The organism is Empedobacter tilapiae, assembly GCF_004785645.1.
GTDB classification, from domain to species: Bacteria; Bacteroidota; Bacteroidia; order Flavobacteriales; family Weeksellaceae; genus Empedobacter; species Empedobacter tilapiae.
Map to the genome: position 1 here is coordinate 12,721 of NZ_SRPE01000011.1, position 20,054 is coordinate 32,774.

General features: G+C 31.1%; 22 protein-coding genes. 4 read left to right on the forward strand and 18 right to left on the reverse strand.

Annotated features, from left to right (window positions below; genetic code table 11):
- The first annotated feature begins 40 nt into the window (after nt 1–40).
- On the forward strand, nt 41–1,135 hold the full coding sequence (locus tag E4J94_RS14315; RefSeq protein ID WP_135836475.1) for a hypothetical protein: 1,095 nt from the start codon (nt 41–43) through the stop codon (nt 1,133–1,135).
- The gene (locus tag E4J94_RS14320) at nt 1,123–1,386 is read left to right on the forward strand and encodes a hypothetical protein (protein WP_135836476.1); all 264 of its coding nucleotides are present in this window, start codon (nt 1,123–1,125) and stop codon (nt 1,384–1,386) included. The genes E4J94_RS14315 and E4J94_RS14320 overlap by 13 nt, the downstream gene beginning before the upstream one ends.
- 58 nt (nt 1,387–1,444) lie before the next feature.
- Here E4J94_RS14320 and E4J94_RS14325 read toward each other — a convergent pair whose 3' ends face one another.
- From E4J94_RS14325 to E4J94_RS14385, 13 genes are all read right to left on the reverse strand, one after another.
- A complete protein-coding gene (locus E4J94_RS14325; protein ID WP_135836477.1) occupies nt 1,445–1,963 on the reverse strand; it encodes a YceI family protein in 519 nt (172 codons plus the stop codon).
- A 35-nt stretch (nt 1,964–1,998) separates the two neighbouring features.
- A complete protein-coding gene (ygiD, locus tag E4J94_RS14330) occupies nt 1,999–2,817 on the reverse strand; it encodes a 4,5-DOPA-extradiol-dioxygenase (RefSeq protein ID WP_394346083.1) in 819 nt (272 codons plus the stop codon).
- A 27-nt stretch (nt 2,818–2,844) separates the two neighbouring features.
- A complete protein-coding gene (locus tag E4J94_RS14335) occupies nt 2,845–3,417 on the reverse strand; it encodes a YceI family protein (protein WP_135836478.1) in 573 nt (190 codons plus the stop codon).
- A gap of 212 nt (nt 3,418–3,629) precedes the next feature.
- Nucleotides 3,630–3,929, reverse strand: a complete 300-nt coding sequence (locus tag E4J94_RS14340; protein WP_125350083.1) for a hypothetical protein — start codon at nt 3,927–3,929, stop codon at nt 3,630–3,632.
- 6 nt (nt 3,930–3,935) lie between these two features.
- Nucleotides 3,936–4,697 (reverse strand): type I methionyl aminopeptidase, encoded by a 762-nt coding sequence (map, locus tag E4J94_RS14345; protein ID WP_135836479.1) that lies wholly within the window; start codon nt 4,695–4,697, stop codon nt 3,936–3,938.
- A 164-nt stretch (nt 4,698–4,861) separates the two neighbouring features.
- Complete coding sequence (locus E4J94_RS14350) at nt 4,862–6,178, reverse strand: hypothetical protein (RefSeq protein ID WP_135836480.1); 1,317 nt, start codon at nt 6,176–6,178, stop codon at nt 4,862–4,864.
- Between the two features lie 87 nt (nt 6,179–6,265).
- Entirely contained in the window at nt 6,266–6,562 is a 297-nt protein-coding gene (locus tag E4J94_RS14355) for a Dabb family protein (protein ID WP_135836481.1), read from the reverse strand.
- Nucleotides 6,563–6,573: 11 nt separating this feature from the next.
- Nucleotides 6,574–7,881 (reverse strand): DEAD/DEAH box helicase, encoded by a 1,308-nt coding sequence (locus E4J94_RS14360; protein ID WP_135836482.1) that lies wholly within the window; start codon nt 7,879–7,881, stop codon nt 6,574–6,576.
- Between the two features lie 27 nt (nt 7,882–7,908).
- Entirely contained in the window at nt 7,909–8,442 is a 534-nt protein-coding gene (locus E4J94_RS14365; protein WP_135836483.1) for an STM3941 family protein, read from the reverse strand.
- Between the two features lie 84 nt (nt 8,443–8,526).
- Entirely contained in the window at nt 8,527–10,290 is a 1,764-nt protein-coding gene (locus tag E4J94_RS14370) for an AMP-dependent synthetase/ligase (RefSeq protein WP_135836484.1), read from the reverse strand.
- Nucleotides 10,291–10,424: 134 nt separating this feature from the next.
- Nucleotides 10,425–12,200, reverse strand: a complete 1,776-nt coding sequence (locus E4J94_RS14375; protein WP_135836485.1) for an AMP-dependent synthetase/ligase — start codon at nt 12,198–12,200, stop codon at nt 10,425–10,427.
- 130 nt (nt 12,201–12,330) lie between these two features.
- The gene (locus E4J94_RS14380; protein WP_135836486.1) at nt 12,331–14,097 is read right to left on the reverse strand and encodes an AMP-dependent synthetase/ligase; all 1,767 of its coding nucleotides are present in this window, start codon (nt 14,095–14,097) and stop codon (nt 12,331–12,333) included.
- A gap of 105 nt (nt 14,098–14,202) precedes the next feature.
- Nucleotides 14,203–14,856 (reverse strand): class I SAM-dependent methyltransferase, encoded by a 654-nt coding sequence (locus E4J94_RS14385; protein ID WP_135836487.1) that lies wholly within the window; start codon nt 14,854–14,856, stop codon nt 14,203–14,205.
- Nucleotides 14,857–14,963: 107 nt separating this feature from the next.
- On the opposite strand from E4J94_RS14385, the gene E4J94_RS14390 reads away from it, so the two are divergent.
- Both E4J94_RS14390 and E4J94_RS14395 read left to right on the forward strand, forming a co-directional pair.
- Nucleotides 14,964–15,545 carry a DUF6642 family protein gene (locus E4J94_RS14390; RefSeq protein ID WP_135836488.1) on the forward strand — a complete coding sequence of 194 codons (582 nt, stop codon included), beginning with the start codon at nt 14,964–14,966 and terminating at the stop codon, nt 15,543–15,545.
- A gap of 64 nt (nt 15,546–15,609) precedes the next feature.
- On the forward strand, nt 15,610–17,010 hold the full coding sequence (locus E4J94_RS14395) for an alkaline phosphatase (protein WP_135836489.1): 1,401 nt from the start codon (nt 15,610–15,612) through the stop codon (nt 17,008–17,010).
- Between the two features lie 52 nt (nt 17,011–17,062).
- Here E4J94_RS14395 and E4J94_RS14400 read toward each other — a convergent pair whose 3' ends face one another.
- The 5 genes from E4J94_RS14400 to E4J94_RS14420 are packed head-to-tail and all read right to left on the reverse strand — an operon-like array spanning nt 17,063 to nt 20,051.
- On the reverse strand, nt 17,063–17,509 hold the full coding sequence (locus E4J94_RS14400; protein ID WP_135836490.1) for a VOC family protein: 447 nt from the start codon (nt 17,507–17,509) through the stop codon (nt 17,063–17,065).
- Between the two features lie 27 nt (nt 17,510–17,536).
- On the reverse strand, nt 17,537–18,193 hold the full coding sequence (locus E4J94_RS14405; protein WP_135836491.1) for a DUF2461 domain-containing protein: 657 nt from the start codon (nt 18,191–18,193) through the stop codon (nt 17,537–17,539).
- Between the two features lie 3 nt (nt 18,194–18,196).
- Nucleotides 18,197–18,661: a DUF1801 domain-containing protein gene (locus E4J94_RS14410; RefSeq protein WP_135836492.1), complete on the reverse strand. Its 465-nt coding sequence runs from the start codon at nt 18,659–18,661 to the stop codon at nt 18,197–18,199.
- A complete protein-coding gene (locus E4J94_RS14415) occupies nt 18,661–19,641 on the reverse strand; it encodes a DUF1801 domain-containing protein (RefSeq protein ID WP_135836493.1) in 981 nt (326 codons plus the stop codon). Before E4J94_RS14415 ends, E4J94_RS14410 begins: the two co-directional genes overlap by 1 nt.
- Nucleotides 19,596–20,051, reverse strand: a complete 456-nt coding sequence (locus tag E4J94_RS14420) for an SRPBCC domain-containing protein (protein WP_135836494.1) — start codon at nt 20,049–20,051, stop codon at nt 19,596–19,598. The genes E4J94_RS14415 and E4J94_RS14420 overlap by 46 nt, the downstream gene beginning before the upstream one ends.
- Between the last annotated feature and the right edge of the window lie 3 nt (nt 20,052–20,054).

Below are 20,054 nucleotides of genomic sequence, written 5' to 3' on the forward strand. Positions count from 1 at the left end.
TACTTTTACTTTTTTAAATGATAAAATAAAATTATTCGATATGAGCCAAAATCCTGAAAATCCATTCAAAACTTATTTTGATCAAACCCTTGAAAGATGTGGTTTTGATGAAGATTTGAAAGCTGGTATTTTATTTTTTTTAGGTGAAAGTATTATTGCTGCGAACACCAATCAATTGATGAATATGTTTACGGAAGAAGAAAAGATTCAGCAAGAATTTCGTCGTTTGTTTACGTTGTATGCTACGCCAAATGCTGACATTAATCCTCTTGAAGCTTTAGACACAGCTCCAATCAAGCAAATTATTTATACATACAATGAAATTTATGTAAATTCAATTAGAAATAAATCATTTGATTTTGATAAGGTTATCAATGATAATTTAAAGTCAGAGTTTAAATTAGATTTTATCGAAGAATTTAAAAATAAACAATATAAATTAGTTACAAATCATAACTTAAATACTTCTTTTTTCAAACAAATTGGATCATATCTTAATCAATTTGAATTGAGCTATGAGGATATTTATTTGACTGGAATTAATTATTATCAAACAAATCAGAAAATAGATTTTGAAGGGATAAATGTATTGAATTTGAACATTATTGATAGTTTTTCGCCTTTGTATACAACATTGTTTCATTATCCATTATTGTACACATATTATCCTGCGAATCTGAATGCAAATCATTTGTTTAGTTCGATTTTGCAGTTTCTATATTTACATACCAACACGGATATTGCGAAACATATTCACGCTTTCCACAACCATATTTTTTATGAAAATAATCCGAGAAAAGTTCGTAAAGGTTGGGAATTCGAAGAATTGGAGCGTGGTATTTTGATTTCGCAAACTTTCCATAATGCATTAAACATTCGTAAATCTCCTATTTTTGGAACTCGTGCAGACTTTTTAGCTTCGGATAATTATTTATTAAATGAACTGAAAGATCAAAATATTCCGTTGGAGAATTTTAAAGCCTTAATGACCAAAACAATTGAAGAATATTACGAGGCAGATATTGATGAAGTGGTTGCTGGAAAGCTAAATCATGCTGAATTTTTACAACTTTTAGCAATTATTTTCTACGAAACTTCTGCAAATACAATGATTGTAAAAGGATGGAAAAACTAACTATTAATCAAGAAAATCGAATCAAATTAGAAGAACATTTTGACGAACTTTTGCCAAGATTACCTTTTGAAATGGTTTCATTTTACGAATCGAGTAATTCTTGGGAAGGACAAATTGAATATAATTTGAATTTGGAAACGGGAGAATTGACGTATAATACCATTGAAAATGTAAAACATCAAATCGAAATTTCGCCTGAAATGATACAACGCATCGAAAGTGAAATGATCTTGATGTTGGAGAATTTATAGATATTAAATAAAAAGCCACTTCGTTTGAAGTGGCTTTTTATGCTATTAAAAATTATAATTACTGGGCTTGAGTAAACTCTAAATTCACCAATAATTTTACTTTATCCGAAACAACTAATCCTCCTGCTTCTGTTACTTGGCTCCATCCTAATCCGTAATCTTTACGATTGATTTCTCCTGAAAATTCGAAACCAGCTCTTTCTAATCCCCATGGATCAGTGATAACTCCACCAAAATCTGCATTCAAAGTGATTGGTTTTTTCTCTCCACGGATTTCTAAAGTTCCGTCAATTTTTCCATTTTGAATACCTGAAGTACTTTCAAATTTCATTTCTGGAAATTGTTCAGCAGCAAAAAAATCAGCTGATTTTAAATGTCCATCACGGTCTGAATTTTTTGTATTAATTGAATCTACTTTTGCATCAAATTCAAATTTTGCATCAGAAAAATCGTTGCTATTACTTTCTACACCAGCATTGAAATGATCAAAATTTCCTGTTACTGTAGAAATTACCATATGTTTTACTTTAAATTGAACTTCTGAATGAGAAGGGTCTAAATTCCATTTTGTTACCATAATGTTTTGTTTTTATTTATTATTTAAATTGATTTTTATCCTATTTTGAATGATAACATTCCTAATGATCCGTAAATTAGTTTATCATTAAAAATTGTTATTTCTTCTTCTTTTCCTTGTAATGCTAATGCGTAAATAGATGGTAAATAATGTTCCATAGATGGTACAGCAAGATTAAAAGCACTGCCTTTTTGTACAAAATTGAACAATTCGTCATGATTGCCTATCTGTACAATATTCTTGAAGGTATCATTTACTTCGTAAGCCCAATCGTAACCAGCATTTGGCTCGTTCCAATTTAATGCTCTCAAATTGTGTACAACATTTCCACTTCCTACTATTAATACACCTTTATTACGCAAAACGTCTAATTCCTTCGCTAATTCGTAATGTTCTTTAGGCGTTTTATAAACATCTAAACTCAGTTCTATCATCGGAACATCTGCTTCTGGATACAAAAATTTAATCACACTCCAAGAACCATGGTCAAATCCCCACATTTTATCTAAATCGACATCTGTTGTTTTAATTAAATTTTTGATCTCTATAGCCAATTCCGGACTTCCTGGTGCTGGATATTCAACATTGAATAAAGCTTGCGGAAAACCATAAAAATCGTGAATCGTTTTGGGTTGTTCTAAAGCTGTAACTTTAGTTCCTTTCGTTTCCCAATGTGCCGAAATACAAACAATTGCGTTTGGTTTTGGAATTGTTTTTCCAATATTCTTCCAACCTTCTACAAAAATATTTTCTTCAATTGCGTTCATCGGAGAGCCATGTCCTAAAAATAACACTGGCATTTTATCAGTTGTAGAAAAACTTGAAGTTATTGATTTTAATGTATTGAAATTCACGATTTTTATAGTAAATTTTATTTATTATTATTTAGCTTTTGGAGCTGCAAATTCTAAGTTTGATATTAATGTAACAACATCACCTACAACAGCTTCTGGGAAATTACCACCGATATTAAAATCACTTCTTTTTACATCTCCTTTTACTGTAAATCCATACGTTTTAACTCCGTTATTGTTGATACTTCCGTTATAAACTAATTTTAATGCAACTGGTTTAGTTACTCCGTTTAATGTTAAATCACCAACCATTTTAAATTGATTTCCTTTAACACGTGTAATTCCTTTTGAAGAGAATTCTAGTTTTGAATTTTTTGCTGCATTGAAAAAATCTGGTGATTTTAAATGATTATCACGTGCCTCAACTCCTGTATTGATTGAATTGATATCTGCAACTACATGAAATTTTGCATCGCTTAAATCTTCTTTTGTAAAGTTTAAATGAACATCAAAATTTTGAAATTGACCTTCAACATCAGAAATAGTCATATGAGATACCGAAAAGCCTAATTTTGAATGCGCTTTATCATTAGTATAATTTTGAGCGAATGCAGACATTGAAGCTGCTGATAACATTAACGTGAATAATAATTTTTTCATAACGAATGATTATTTGATTGTTTTTAATTAATTATTTTGATAAGACAAATTTAGCTCAGTCATCAACTAGATTTCATTGACATAAGATAAGAAATCAAAAAACATGATTTTTTCAACTAAAAAACATTCAAATTGTATCAATTAATATTCCAAAAAGTAAAGATTTTGAATTCGTTAACAATAAAAAAACACTTCAATAGAAGTGTTTAATATTATTTCACTGGACTGAAATACCAGTAGGTAGATGTTTTTTTATTTTCAATTTCCAAATATTCTGGAAATGCTTGCGGTAATAAATGTAATTCTTCCGATTTTTTCAAATCTGTTAGAATTTGACGCAAAGGATATCCTTTTTTTCGATCGTGAGGAAAATATCCTTTTTCAATTAAGAAAGGCATCATATCCTTCGTTTTTACACGTTCCAACTTATTTTCTGTTAAATAAGCCTGAATATCTTCGCTCATTTTTTTGACCACTTCTCGGTCTACTTTAATATATTCGTTTCTCTTCATATAATTTTACCAATTACCATTCATGTGCGTCAAAATCATAGGACCTTCTGAAGTAACCAAAACAGTATGTTCGTGTTGTGCAAAAACACCAGGAGCATTTCCTATCATTGTCCAACCATCAGCTTGTTCAATTGCTTCATAAGAATTTTCTGAGATAAAAGTTTCCAACGCAATCACAGAATTTTTACGGAATCGACGTTTATCATCTGGATCTCTGAAGTTCATCAAATCTAACGGTTCTTCATGTAAAGAACGACCAACTCCATGTCCTGTTAAGTTTTCGATCACATGATAATGATGTTTTTTTGCTTCTTTTTCTATAATTCCACCAATATCAGCAATTTTAACACCAGATTTTACAGCTCCAATAGCTTTTTGTAAAGCAGAAATAGATGCATCAACAATTTTTTGATACCCATTTGCATCTTCTCCAACAACAATAGACCCCCCATTGTCTGCCCAAAAACCTCCTAATTCTCCAGAAACATCAATATTAATCACATCCCCGTCTTTCAAAATTTTATCGGTTCTTGGAATTCCGTGACAAATTTCTTCATTCACGCTTAAGCAAGTATAACCAGGAAATTGATATGTTTCGAAAGGAGCCGATTTGCAACCAAATTTGTGCATAATCTTCGCACCAAAATCGTCCAATTCTTTTGTTGACATTCCAGGTCTTACATAATCTTTCATCTCTTTAAGAGTAACGGCCACAGCTTCGCTGACTTTTTTCATTCCGATTAACTCTTCTTCTGTCTCTATAATCATCGCTTAAATTCTTTTGATTTCAAAAAATTGAAATCGTGTACAAAAGTACAACATCTTTAAATAGATTTTTAAATCCTAAGGCTGTATTTTGAAATGATTCTAAAAGTATGATAACAAATACCGAAAAACTAAATGATTTGCATCTGAGAGTTGTGAATGGTTACTTATAAATTTTCAAAAAATTCTAAAAAAAGATAATATTTACCTTTTGGAAGTGATTCTCCTTCCATTATTAATTCACGAGATTGGATATTATAACTTAAAACATTATTCACTATACGTGTACTTTCTTGATGAATTAATCGTGCATTAATTATCTTTGGATTAGATGATAAATCAATATCTTTTGGAATAATAAAACGATTAATAGAATTATCAAGTATTACTTCAATCGTAGCTTCTTTAATTGAAGCTCCATTAATCCATTTTTTTTCAGTATCCTGAACTTGATTAGAATAATTTAGCTTGTTATTTCTTAACTCACTTACATTTTTCCATTCTAATTGGGTATAAGAAGCTCCTGTAGGTATTTCTCCTACACTAAGAACTTGTCCTTTTGTTCCTATTGTACGAGGAAACATATAACTATCTGTATTCACTTCGTTTCCAGAAGCTCCATTTGTATTAAAATTAAACTTAATTCCTCTTGCTCCATCCAAAATGATTTCAGATTTAAAATGATTACCTGTGAGTATTGGAGAACTTGATGCAATTGAATATAATGTTATTTCTTTACTTGATGGATTAAGACTTATATTAAGTAAAGACCTCAGTGCTCCCATTACATCATTATTAGCTCCTATACTCAAACGATTATTTAATATATTTACAGATGAATTTAAAATAGAACTACGACCGCTTCTCAGATTAATATTACTTGTGCTCATATCAATAGTTGAACCCAATCCAGCGGTTTGAGTATTTTTATTATACAAACTTATTAATTGAGTTCCTGTTGAAAAACCTGAAGTTTCAATCCCTACATTTTGTGCTGATTGACTAAATGCAGCTTTGAAATCTCCTTTAACTTCAAATTTCTTTGAAGATTCTAAATCATTAGATTTAAATCCTATAGCAACATTTCCTTCTTGATAAATGGAATTTAAATTTGAAATAGCAGGTATTTGAGTTCCTTGTATATTCCATGGTTCTTCTAAGTTATTACTTAATCTAACCCACTCTCCTGTATTGTCAGTCTTTTTTGACCAATAATAATATCCAGGTGAAACTGCATTTCTTCCTAAACCATTATTAGATAAATTGAAAATCAGCAATGAATTTTCAGGATTATTAATAGGTGATGGTAAATTAGTAGCTAATAAATTAACCCTAGGAATTAGAACTCCTGTATTTTGACTAGAAATATCTAAAGAAGAAGAAATATTTGGAGATTCAGTCCCTATTCCCACTTGAGCTTTAACATTATTAAATGAACAAATTACACAAATAGCAATTACATTTCTGGCATATAAATTCATCATAATAAGGAGCTTATAAATTAACAAAAATAAGATTATAGTTTATTTCTTCTTTAATTTTTTATAAATAATCTTTAATTAAACTAAAAGTTAATCTGCATCATATATTAATACTCGTTTTGCTAATTTATTTGGACCATTCAAAAACTCGATATGTTGTGGATGTTTTTGATATGTTTCAAATTGATCCATTGTTTCGAAAGCTGCAAACAAAGAAAACGTATACGAAGCGTCTATAACATCTCTTTCTATATTTGCTGGTGTTCCAACATGAAAAAATGCTGAAGGAGCAATTGGTTCTAAATCTTTCAAAGCTTGGTGAAAAGTATGTACTTCAGCTTCTGTAGCGTCGTCTTTTAACCAAAATAATACGTGGTGTGCTAACATAAAATTCTATTTTAGTATGCAATTTGCATTTTTACTTTCTTATTTTTTACTTTTTGACCGTTCAATTTTTTCAATAAATCTGGAACTTTTTTACGGTTAATCGCAACATACGAAGTGGTATCTTTTACTTCAATAATTCCGACATCGTTTTTTTCTAAATCTCCTTTTTTGAACAAAAATCCAACAATATCAACTTTGTTTACTTTGTCTTTTTTTCCTGCAGAAATATAAATCGTTTGGTAAGGTGTACGTTCTGGAATTTTATATGTTCCACCTAAATTTTCGATCGGTAAATTTTCATTTACAAATGGAAAATGTTCTTCATTACTGATAATTAAATACACAAAACCTTTCGCGTTCATACGTGCTGTACGACCATTACGGTGAATAAAAGCAGCTTCTTTTGCAGGTAATTGATAATGAATAATCGAATCTACTTCTGGAATATCCAAACCACGCGCAGCCAAATCTGTTGTAATTAAAACTCGAACCGAATCATTTCTGAATTTCAGTAACGCACGTTCACGTTCGTCTTGTTCCATTCCTCCATGAAAACTTTCGCGCGCAATTCCTTTTTCATGCAACAAATTACTTATACGGTCAACAGCATCGCGGTGATTACAGAAAATCAACATACGTTTGCTTCCAATTTTACAAATCAAATTGAATAATGTATCCAATTTTTCTTCTGAAATGGTATTCACCACTTTCATATGTAAATCTGGTTTTACCTCGATTTGTTTTAGATAACTCACAATTTTTTCATCATTCAAACCTACAAATTCTGGAATGTTTTCCATTTCTGTAGCAGAAGTCAAAATACGTTGTTTCAAGCCAGAAAGTTGCTCAACAATAAAACTCATGTCTTCTTGAAAACCTAATTCTAACGCTTTATCAAACTCGTCTAAAATTAAAGTCTGAACAGTTGAAGGATCAAAATTTTCGTTACGTAAATGATACGCAATACGTCCTGGAGTCCCTATTAATACAGCCGGAGCTTCTAACAAAGTATTTTGCTCAACTTTTGTATTGTGTCCACCATAACAACACGTTACTTTATAATCAGATTTCATCGATTTGAAAACTGATTCGATTTGTAAAGCTAATTCACGAGCAGGAACTAAAATTAAGGTTTGAACACCTTTTACATCTGGATTTAAATCTCTTAAAGTCGGAAATAAAAACGCCAATGTTTTACCAGAACCTGTTGGTGATAATAGAATTAAATCTCGTTGATTTTCGGACATTTTGAATGCTGAACGTTGCATTGCATTCATATCTTTAATGCCCAAATTTTTATAAAGTAAATCGATCTGCATGCTGCAAAAATAGTCTATTCTTTCGAATTAATCATTTTTTGACGTTGTAGAAATCTTATAATCTTCTATAAATTCATCAAAAAGATTCATAACTTCAAAGTGATTTTTATCTAATGTATTTGCATCAAACGAAACAACAGCACCATACATTTTATTCCAAAATCTCATGCGTGCTTGTAAGATTTTTTGTGTTTCGTTATTTATAAACTTATCTGCATCAACAACTTTTATATTAATGACACGTTGACGAGGTAATTTCAGCTCTTCAATTTCCAAAATTTTTCCCCATTCAATATAATTCAATTCATCAGAAGGTTTGTAAACGATTCCTTTTTTATCAATCAATAAAATCAATTGTTTTTTCATCAACTTTTTGATTGAAATTATGATAAATAGTAAACTTGGAACAAATAAAATTCCACTTAAAACTTTTGCAGTTTGCGGAGAATTAACTTGATTGGCGTTTAAAAATAAATAAATTGAACAAGCAAAAAATAAAAGACTACCGAATAATAATCCCCAATTGCTTGTTTGTTTTGCATAAACTTTAACTGAATTCAATTGATTTTGTTTTTACAAAAATATAGATTTTAATCCTAATTAAAGGTTATAAAAAAGAGCCTCAAAAACTGAGACTCTTTTTAATTATCCAAAAATTTCTTGATATTGTTTTTTATATTTTTCTAAATTAATTTTTCGTTTAAACTTTAGTGTTGGTGTCAATTCACCACCTTCTACAGTCATTTCATTTGGAATAATTGCAATCTTTTTGATTTGCTCCCAATGTCCAAAATTAGTATTCAGTTGATTGATTTCTTCTTCTAATTTCTTTTTGACAACATCATTTTTCTGAAAATCATCATGAGAAAAATTTACAATTTCTGGAGCATTTGACTCCGCCCATTTTTTGAGATTTGTATAACTCGGAACCACGAAAGCACCAGGAAACTTCTCACCTTCTCCAACAACCATCAATTGCTCGATGAATGGCGATTCTACCATTTTCATTTCTATTTGTTGCGGAACAATATATTTTCCTCCCGAAGTTTTGTACATTTCTTTTTTACGGTCAACAATTTTCAAGAATTTATTGTCAACCCATTCTCCAATATCCCCAGTATATAGCCAACCATCTCTAATTTCTTCAGCAGTTTTTTTTGGCAAATTATGATAACCCATCATCACAATATCACCTTTTACTAAAATTTCGCCATCATCGGCCAATTTTACTTCAACACCTTTCAGCGGAGGTCCAACAGTTCCAATCTTTTTCCCTCGACGAAAACAATTCACCGCAATTACTGGCGAAGCTTCTGTCAATCCATAACCTTCATAAATTGGAATTTCGGCGGCTAAAAATACCCGAACAATTCGTTGTTGAATTGCTGCACTTCCCGTTACAATGGCTTTTAATTCGCCTCCAAGACCATCATACCATTTGTGTAAAACTAATTTTCGAGCAATTGCTAATTTCAAATTATAAATTGCAGAACGCTGATTATCTTCTAATACAAACTCATCACCAACTTTTACAGCCCAATCAAAAATAGACTTCTTAAAACCTGATAATTGTGCTCCCGTTTGCATGATTTTTTCGTACACTTTTTCAATCACACGAGGAACTGCCGTAATCATATGCGGTTTGATTTCTTTTAAATTATCGCCAATCTTCTCCATCGATTCTGCAAAATATATCGAAATTCCCATGTATACATACAAATACTGAATCGTTCGTTCATATGCATGACAAGCTGGAAGAAAGGTCAAAGCACGATCGTAAGGATTAAGCGGTGTTGAATATTCGCAAGCAATAACATCTGCAATAATGTTTTTATGCGACAACATCACACCTTTCGGATTTCCTGTTGTTCCTGACGTATAGATTAAGAAAGCTAAATCTTCGTGCTTTACATTTGTGGCACGTTTATCTATTTCTTCTTGTTGAATTGTTTTTCCTTTTTCGATCAAAACATTCCAACTTTCTGTATTTTCAAATTCATCAATCGAGTATAATTGCTCTAACGAAGGCAACTTTGTTTTGAGTTGATTGATTCGCGTGTACAAATCGAGGTTACTTGTAAAACACAATTTTATAGCAGAATCGCTAAAAATATATTCGTAATCGTTGTCAGAAATATTCGGATAAATCGCTACCACAACAGCTCCGATTTGTTGTATCGCATAATCTATCATATTCCATTCGACACGATTTTCTGAGATTAATCCCACTTTTTCACCTGGTTGAACTCCACAAGCGATTAATCCTTTTGAGATTGCATCAACATGATCTAAAAAAGTTGTGGTTTTCATTGGTTTCCATTCTCCATTTTGTTTGGATACAAACATGGATAAATTAGGAAACTTATCCAGCTGACGTTTTGGTAAATCAAAAATTCTGGTTGCTTCCATAGCGCACTTATAGTTTTGTAATTTTGAAAAGAATTTGTCGAAAATAGCGTAAAATGATGAGTTTTTCAAAAATTTATTTCATCAAATCAATAAAAACTAAAATCCCTCAATTCATGATGAGTTGAGGGATTTTTTTATTTATAAATTTCTTCGAATTCTTTCTGATATTTCTTTAGAATAACTTTACGTTTTAATTTCAAAGTTGGAGTTAATTCTTCACCTTCAATCGTAAATTCGTGCGCTAAAATTGCTGGTTTCTTAATCTGTTCCCAATTTCCAAAAAACTGATTTGCTTTACGAACTTCTTGATTAATTACTTTATGAACTTCTGTAGATGCTATGAATTCATCACGAGAAAGATTACTAATTTCAGGTGCATTTTCTTTTGCCCATTCTTTCAGATTTACATAATTCGGAACAATAAAAGCTGAAGCAAATTTTTGCTCATCACCAACAACCATTGCTTGCTCAATAAAATTTGATTCGACAAGTTTTGTTTCGATTGGTTGAGGAACCACATATTTTCCTCCAGAAATTTTGAACATTTCCTTTTTACGATCAATAATTTTCAAGAAATGACCTTCTCCTTCTTCCCAAACTCCAATATCACCTGTGTGCAACCATCTATCAATAATGACCTCATCAGTCGCTTTCTGATTTTTATAATAACCCATCATCACATTAGGACCTTGAACCAAAATTTCGCCATCTTCGGCTAATTTTACTTTGACATCTTTTATTGGCGAACCCACAGTTCCGATACGAACACCTAATTTGTGCGGATTATTTACGGTAATTAAAGGCGAAGTTTCCGTCATTCCATATCCTTCAAAAAATGGTAAACCAGCCGCCATAAAAACTCGCGCAATTTTACCTTGCAACGAAGCACTTCCCGAAATAATATATTTGAAATTACCTCCTAACGCTTCATAAAATTTATTCAAAACTAATTTTCGAGCTAACGCTAATTTCACATTATACACCAAAGATCGTTTCTTCGCATCAGGCTCATATTGAGAAGCAATATCAATTGCCCAATCAAAAACTTTTCGCTTTTTTCCTGTTAAAGTACTACCTGTTTTCAGAATTTTCTCATAAACTTTTTCCATTACACGAGGAACAGCAGTCATGATATGAGGTTTTACTTCATTGATATTATCACCAATTTTTTCAAAACCTTCGGCGAAATAAACCGTTACACCAATATACAAATAGGTATAGATTACAGTTCTTTCGTATGTATGACAAGGCGGTAAAAAAGTCAAACTTCTTGTTCCTTCTTCTAACACAACAATTTCTTTTGCTGCAATAAAATTCGAAACCAAATTATTATGAGACAACATTACACCTTTCGGTTTTCCTGTTGTACCAGAGGTATAAATTAAAGTTGCTAAATCTGAATTTCTAACAATTGAGCTAAGATTATTTACATATTCGTCTGTAATATCTTTTCCAATTTCTTTTAATTCTGACCAATTTCTAGAATCTGGAAACTCATTAATCGCAAAAACATATTCTAAACTATAAATTGTTCCAAACATACTATTAATACGTTCATACAAATTTTTTGTACTTACAATACACAATTGTATTTCTGCATCATTGAAAATAAATTGATATTCAAAATCTGTAATATTTGGATAAATCGCTACCACAACAGCGCCAATTTGCTGAATTGCAAAATCAATCACATGCCATTCATAGCGGCTTTCACATACAAGTCCTACTCGATCGCCAGGTTTAACTCCCAAAGCCAATAAACCTTTAGAAATTTCTCTTGTTTGCGCAATAAATTCGGCTGGTCTTGTAAACTTCCATTCGCCATCAATTTTACTTGCAAACATATTATGATTGGGGTAAAGTTCTTGTTGACGATAAGCTAAGTCAAAAATTCGTGTAGGATTATTCATCTTCTAAATGCTAAACTTTATAAAAAAGAGTGCAAATTTGGTGTAAAATTTTTATAAATCAGTTTTATTTCAAGAAAAAAGCAAGGTTTTTATTAATCTTGCTTCATTGTTTTTCAAAAAATTGATGTTTTTATTGATAAATTCCGTCAATTTCTTTTTTATATTTTTCTGAAATGATTTTACGTTTCATTTTCAAAGTTGGTGTTAATTCTCCAGCTTCAATTGTGAATTCATAAGGTAATAAATGAAATTTTTTAATCTTTTCCCAATTTCCAAAATTGACATTTAATTTATTGATTTCATTTCCTATCAATTCATAAATTTTTGGATGCGTTAAAAACTCTTCACGAGGTAAATTAATTAATGAAGATTCATTTGCTTTTCCCCAATCAATGCAGTTATCATACGAAGGAATAACCAAAGCAGCAGGGAATTTTCGTCCTTCTCCAACCACCATAATTTGTTCGATATAATTAGATTCAGAAAGAATTTTCTCAATTTGTTGTGGCACAACATATTTTCCTCCAGAAGTTTTGAACATTTCTTTTTTACGATCGATAATTTTTAAAAATTTATTATCAACCCATTCGCCAATATCGCCCGTATACAACCAACCATCTCTCAAAACTTCAGCAGTCGCTACAGGATTTTTATAATATCCTTGCATGATATTTTTTCCTTTTGCTAAGATTTCTCCATCTTCAGCTAATTTAATTTCAATATCAATCAAAGGAATCCCTACAGTTCCGATTTTCATTCCACGTTTGATACAATTTACAGATAAACAAGGTCCGGCTTCTGTTAAACCATAACCTTCGTAAATTGGAATTCCGGCAGCTAAATACAATTTCAATAAACGAGTTTGTAAAGTTGCACTTCCCGAAGCAATTCCTTTTACATTACCACCAAGCGCTGCTTTCCATTTCGAAAAAATTAATTTTCGAGCAATGTTTAATTGAAATTTATACCAAGCAGAAAGCTTCGATTCGTCTAAATCATACTGTTCTCCTAACGAAATTGCCCAAAAGAATAAAGCTCTTTTAACTCCTGTTAATTGTTCACCAGTCGCCATAATTTTATCGTAAACTTTTTCTAAAACACGTGGAACAGCCGAAAAAATATGCGGTTGAACTTCTTTCATATCTTGCCCAATCGAATCCATTGATTGCGCAAAATAAATTGGTAAGCCCATTTTAATGTACACATATTGAAAAACGCGTTCATACGCATGACAAGCAGGTAAAAAAGACAACGCTTTATCATACGCTTTTACAGGAAAAGAATATTCGGAACTATTAACATCAGCCAATAAATTTTCGTGAGAAAGCATCACACCTTTCGGATTTCCAGTTGTTCCAGAAGTATAAATAAGAGTTGCTAAATCAGTTGGTTTTACATTATCCATATTTGTTTGTAAAACCTCATCAGAAATAGAAATACCTTTCGAAATTAACTCAATCCAATTTGGGGTATGCGGATAAGTATTAAATGTATAAACTTGTTCAAGATTTGGAATACGATCTTTGATTCCTAATAATCGTTGATATAAAGCATCATTACTCACAAAACAAAGTTTGATTTCGGCATCATTTAGGATAAATTCGTAATCATTGTCCGAAATATTGGGATAAATTGCCACAACGACAGCTCCAATTTGCTGAATTGCAAAATCTATTAAATTCCATTCCAAACGATTTTCGCTAATCAACGCAACTTTATCATTTGGTTGAACACCATTTGCAATCAAACCTTTCGAAATATTATTTACTCGATTGATAAAATCTGTTGTCGAAATTCCCTTCCATTCTCCTTTTTCTTTGTAATTAAAAATAGAAATGTTAGGTGTATTTTTTTCTTGAAATCGAGGTAAATCGAATACTCTTTGTGGTTGTTTCATATTCTTGAAATAAGGATACAAATTTCTGCTAATTCTTTCTACTTTAGAAATTATTTGCTCATTCTTTTCTCAAAAAAATTAAGTTTATTATCAATAAAAATCATTTTACTTTTTTGCAATAATTATACTATACTCTCTTTCAACTTTTTCGCCAGCTTTGCTAATCACACTTTCCGAAAATGTTTTTGTATCTTCAATAGAAAATTTAGCAGATTTCAATAGTTTTATCACTTCATCTTCTGTGTACAAATTAAAGCCAAATTGTGTAAAAGGTAAGGTTTGCATAAATTCCTTTTTAGCAAAAGCAAGTGCAAATTTTCCTTCGAATTTCAAGACTCTATAAATTTCGCTCAAGAAAAGTTTAGGATTTTTCCAAAAATAGATTGTATTCACAGTGAAAATTTTATCAAAGCGTTTTTCATAAAAATGAATTCTTTCATCCATAATTATTTCAAATCTAATATTTGCATTCAAATAATCAGAATTGTTCATGATAGCACTATTTTTCATGACCTGTGAAAGCTCTAAACCAATATATTCTAAACTCTTTGCTTGATTCAATACATATGGTAAATGCTTACAATTTCCATGACCTAACTCCAAAATTTGTTCTTGATTTTGCAACTGTAAATGATCTATTGTCATTTTTGTCATTCCAAAATTACTTTCACTCATTTGCTCACCAACTTCAATTCCTTCGTCTCCATTTGGACAACTCAATTGCTCTGCAAGACTTTGTAAATCAATATTATTTTTCATTAAATTTATTTATATAGAATAATTCTAAATTAATAAATATTAATCATTATACGCGTGATTTTAATCATTTAAAAATTACATCTTACCTTTGAAAAATAGTAAAATAGATGAAGGATATTATACGAACTGAAGACGAAGATGATTTCAAACTGTTTTGTTTGGAATCTGTAGCAGATATTGAAGAGCAAAATGATTCGCAATTATTGGAATTTTTGGAACATTTGGCGCGAGAATTTCAGATTACAAATGTTTATAAAACGACTGATAGCTTTGAAGGTTTCGAGGAAAGTTTGACCAATCTTCTTTATCATGATAAATATTTTAGAGATTATAAAATCATTTATTTAGTTTTTGAAGGACAAGGAAATCAAATTCAAATTGATGATTATTACTATAGTTTGGAAGAAGTAGCAGAAGTTTTTCAAGGAAAACTAACTGATAAAATTGTTCATTTTGCTAATACAATGAATTTGGATTTGGAAGACGAAAGTTTTCAATATTTTATTGATGTTACAGGAGCAAAAGCCTTATCGGGATATGTAAATTCTTCTCCAATTTTGAGTACGATTTTGGATCAATATTATTTTTGTTTAGCGAAAGAAATTGATGACGAAGAAGAGCTTGTACATGCGTTGTTTGATAAACATGCAAACATCTGCATGAAATTAGGTTTTAGATTGTATCATTAATAAGATTTAACAATAAGCTAAAATACTTCTCAGAAATAATCTATTCATTTACAAAAACAATAAAATGGATAGACGTAAATTTCTTAGAGGATCGGCATTAGTTTCTACTGCTTTAATTCTAAATCCTTTCGATTTATTTGCTCAAAATAAAATCAAACCAAATCTTTCTACAAATTCTGCAAAGAATATTATTTTTATGATAAGCGATGGAATGAGTTCTGGGACTCTTGCTATGGCTAATTTATACAACAAACAATTACACGGAAAAAATGGTAATTGGATTAATCTTTATGAAGAAAATAAAGTAAAAAGAGCTTTGATGGACACTGCTTCTGCAAGTTCTATTGTTACCGATTCTGCGGCTGCAAGTTCTGCTTTTGGAGGCGGAATTCGTGTAAAAAATGGTGTATTGAACATTGGTGCGAATGGAGAACATCATGTTCCAATTTGGCAAAAATTCAAAAAAGCTGGTAAAAGAACGGGGTGTGTGACAACGGTTACAATTACTCATGCAACTCCTGCTGGTTTTTGCGTAAATTCTGCTAGTAGAAATGCTGAGCCAGGGATTGCTGAAAAATATGCCGAAATTGGTATTGATGTTTTATTAGGTGGCGGTGACGAATTTTTTAATTCAGCCAAAAGAGAAGACAAGAAAGATCTGTATGCGGTTTATAAGAAAAAAGGTTATCAAATTGCGAAAACAAAGGAAGAATTAGCAAAATCTCAAAACAATAAATCTTTATTGGGAATTTTCAATACTGGAGCAATTCCTTATACAATTGACCATAAAAATCTCTCAAAAAATAAATCTATTCCTACGCTTGCAGAAATGACTAAGGTTGCGATTGATAATTTGAAAGATCATCAAAATGGTTTTGTATTGCAAGTAGAAGCGGGAAAAGTAGATTGGGCAGCACATGCGAATGATGTTGCAGGATTAATTAATGATCAACTTGCATTTGATGAAACTATCAAAACTGTAATGGATTTTGCTGAAAAGGATGGAAATACATTAGTTATCATCACAACTGATCACGGAAATGCAAATCCAGGAACAATTTATGGAGCTGATGTAAACAAAAATTTTGAAAGTATTCTTAATTATAAATATACCAACGAACATATTTTGAATGAAATTCACGAAGATTTTAATTTACAAGAAATCAAAGATTGGATTGTTGAAACAAATGGTTTTAGTTTGACTGATGATGAAGCAAAACATATGTTAGATTTTTACAAAGGTTTGGATAAGGAAGAAGGATTGTATAATTTCAAAAAACTTCCATTCAAATTTTTCTCTGAAATTCAGAAAAAACACAACAATGTTGGTTGGATAAGTATGGATCACTCGGGCGATTACGTAGAATTGGCAATGTATGGACCTGGAAGTGATTTGTTAAAGCCATTTGTAAAAAATACAGATCTTCATAAACTTATGTTACAAGCAACAAACGTAAATGTATAAACAGAAACCTCTCAAAGTTGAGAGGTTTTTTGTTATTTTTCTATCTTAATAATTACATCGAATGCGCTTTATTCCCTTCAAAATGAATCATCCAAGGTGTTCCAAATTGATCAATAAAAGACGCATAAAGTTCAGCAAAAAACTGTTCGGCTAAAGGCATTTCTAATGATTTTGCATTTACCGAAAGACGATCATATAATTGATGCGCTTCTGCGGGATTATCAACATCAAGCATAATGTAATTGTTATTTCCAGCCTTGTATTGATGTCCAAATTCTTCAATAATATCAGAACCCATTAACATTGTTGTTTCATTAATAAACAATGCCACATGCGAAACTTTATCCTTTGCACTATCTGGAATCTGAAATTCTGGACTTGGCGGCATATCACCCATTTTATACATCCCAATATTCTGCGTTTCAAAAACAGTTTCATAAAACTGAAATGCCTTTTCGCAATCTCCGTTAAAATTTAAGTAAGCGTGTACTTTAGCCATAATATTGTATTTTTTGTGATTATTTTTTTAGTATAATGGTTGACCATTTTCATCGGTTGTTAGAACCTCGGTCATATAATCTAAAAATGGTTGAAGAACTTGAATTGATTTTGCCACTTTCTGTGGAAAATCTTTTGCTAAAACTTCTTCATCCGTAAAATTCTTGATGAATAAATATTGCTTTTTACGTAATAATTCAATTCGTTCATGATCTTTAGAAAAACCTTTCGGTGCAGATTTCACTTCATCTCCTTGCATTTCTCCAAATTCTTTCTGAATCATTCTTGATTGCAAAATCTTTGCTAATTCATCCGAAACTTCAATATCTTTTCTGATACGAAGCAAATCATCCCGCTCTGGTCCCCAAAAACCAACACCAATAAAATTATGATTCGGTTGAATATGAAAATAATATCCACCTCTATTAAGTGGTTTTTTACGACCTGTTTGCGCAGAAAAATGAGTTTTATAAGGAGTTTTATCGTGAGAAAAACGAACATCTCTGTAAATTCTATAAATTTTGAGCGGTTCTAATTCTTCCTTTTTAGTTAATTCTTGGTAAATCGCATTGAAAATTGAATCTGCTTCCGCTTTTGCTGTATCAAATTCAACTTTGTGCTCCGTAAACCATTCGCGGTTATTATTTTTTTCTAATTTTTTTAAAAATTTATCGATTTGTGACATGATTTATTTTTTTCGATTAAGTAGAACTTTTTCATAATTTTCTATCCATTGTTGTGGCGTAATTTTTTGCGCTAATTCTCCGATTAATTCGAACGGAATATCATCCACTTTTTTGAAGCGAATACAACTTTTTCCCATATCTAATTTACGTTTCGAGTATTTTGGATATTCACCAACAAACCAATTCAGCAATTTGTTGTCCATATAAATTCCCATGTGATATAACGCAATAAAATTCTTTTGAGAAGCGATATTGATAAACGGCAACGGCGATTTCGGATCGCAATGATAACCATTCGGATAAAGTGAATGCGGCACAACAAACCCAAGATGACCATAGCTCAACTGCAACTCGAAACCAACGGGTAAATTATCTGCCAAAATTTTAATTAATTTCTCAATAGCTTCTTTTCTTTCTACAGGAATTGACGTTAAATATTCTTCTAAATTTGCGACTTCGTATTGCATTATTTTCGGTATTTATCATTCAAACCTTTGCCTTCCATAATCATAGGTTTTATTTTTTCGATGCGAGAAATTTTCGTTTTCTCTTGTTTTGCTCCATCAATATATTCGATGTATTCTTTTTGTTTTCCAGTAGTTAAAGCTTTAAATGAAGTAAACAATTTATTATCTTGATTTAGAGTTTCTTTCAAAATTTCATTAACTTCTTTAGGCGCAGATTTTTGAGGTTTAATTTCCTTTCCATCTTTCACCAATTGAATCGCTTCTAAGACATATTCTCTTACTTTTTCGACATCAATTTCATCGGAAAAATTAAATCTCCATTGACGCAAAGCTTTCGTTTTTTCCTCATTTGCATTTACCAAAACTTTGTATGGATCTTTCAAGAAAACACCATTATGAAACCACAACGCAAAATGATTTTTGAAGCCACTAAACGCCAACACATTTTTCTTATTGAACGTGTAAATATCTCCACCCCATTTAAACTCTTTTACCAATTCTGTTTCATTTACAACTTGTTGAATTTTCTCATTCGCTTCCGCCCAATTTTCATTGTATTTTGTCCATTCACCAGTTTTTTGATCTTTCATCAAATTAACTTTATACAACACAATTTCCTTCAATAATTTCTTTGGTAAAGCTTTATCCAAAGGAAGTTGTATTGCACCTTTTGATGTTTTATAATCGGTTAAATCATTTTTAAAATGTTCGATTGTTTCTGCTCCAGGATAAATTCCAACATGATTTTTGAACATCGCAAAATGAATCACATTTCCATTTAATCGGAAAGTAGGCATTTTATAATTAATCGTTTCTGTTGCTTGTGGTACAACTTCGTAAATAATTTTTCTTACGTTTTCTAAAATATCTTGTTTGGCTTGATCAAACCCAAGAATATATTCATTAATAGTTGTAAAATTATCTGTCATCATCATTAATCCTCGCAAATCTCTTTCAGCTTGCGTAGTGCATTTATCCACATTTCTCTGACTTGAGTTTCTGGAAAAACCTGATCATCTATTTCTACCGAACAAGTTAATCGTGTATGACCTTCAACATCTTCCATTTTATACGTTTCTTCTGTATTTTTCCATGCATCAATTTCTGGTCCATCAAAAATCTCTTGACCATCTTCGTTCAGCTTTCCGATGTGACGCATTTTGATTGATTTACCAATAATATTTTCCTCTATTGTAGCAATCATCGCAGCAGAACCTTTCTCGGTTTCATAAGTGAAATAAACGTGAGAACCTTCGGACCAATCTCCTTTAAAATCTGAAGTTTCACTAAAAGGTTTCGTCCAAATTTTATACAAATCTGGCGCAATCATTACTTTATGCACATGCTTAGGCTGCGCATAAATAACTTCTGTAAACGATACTTTTTTCATATT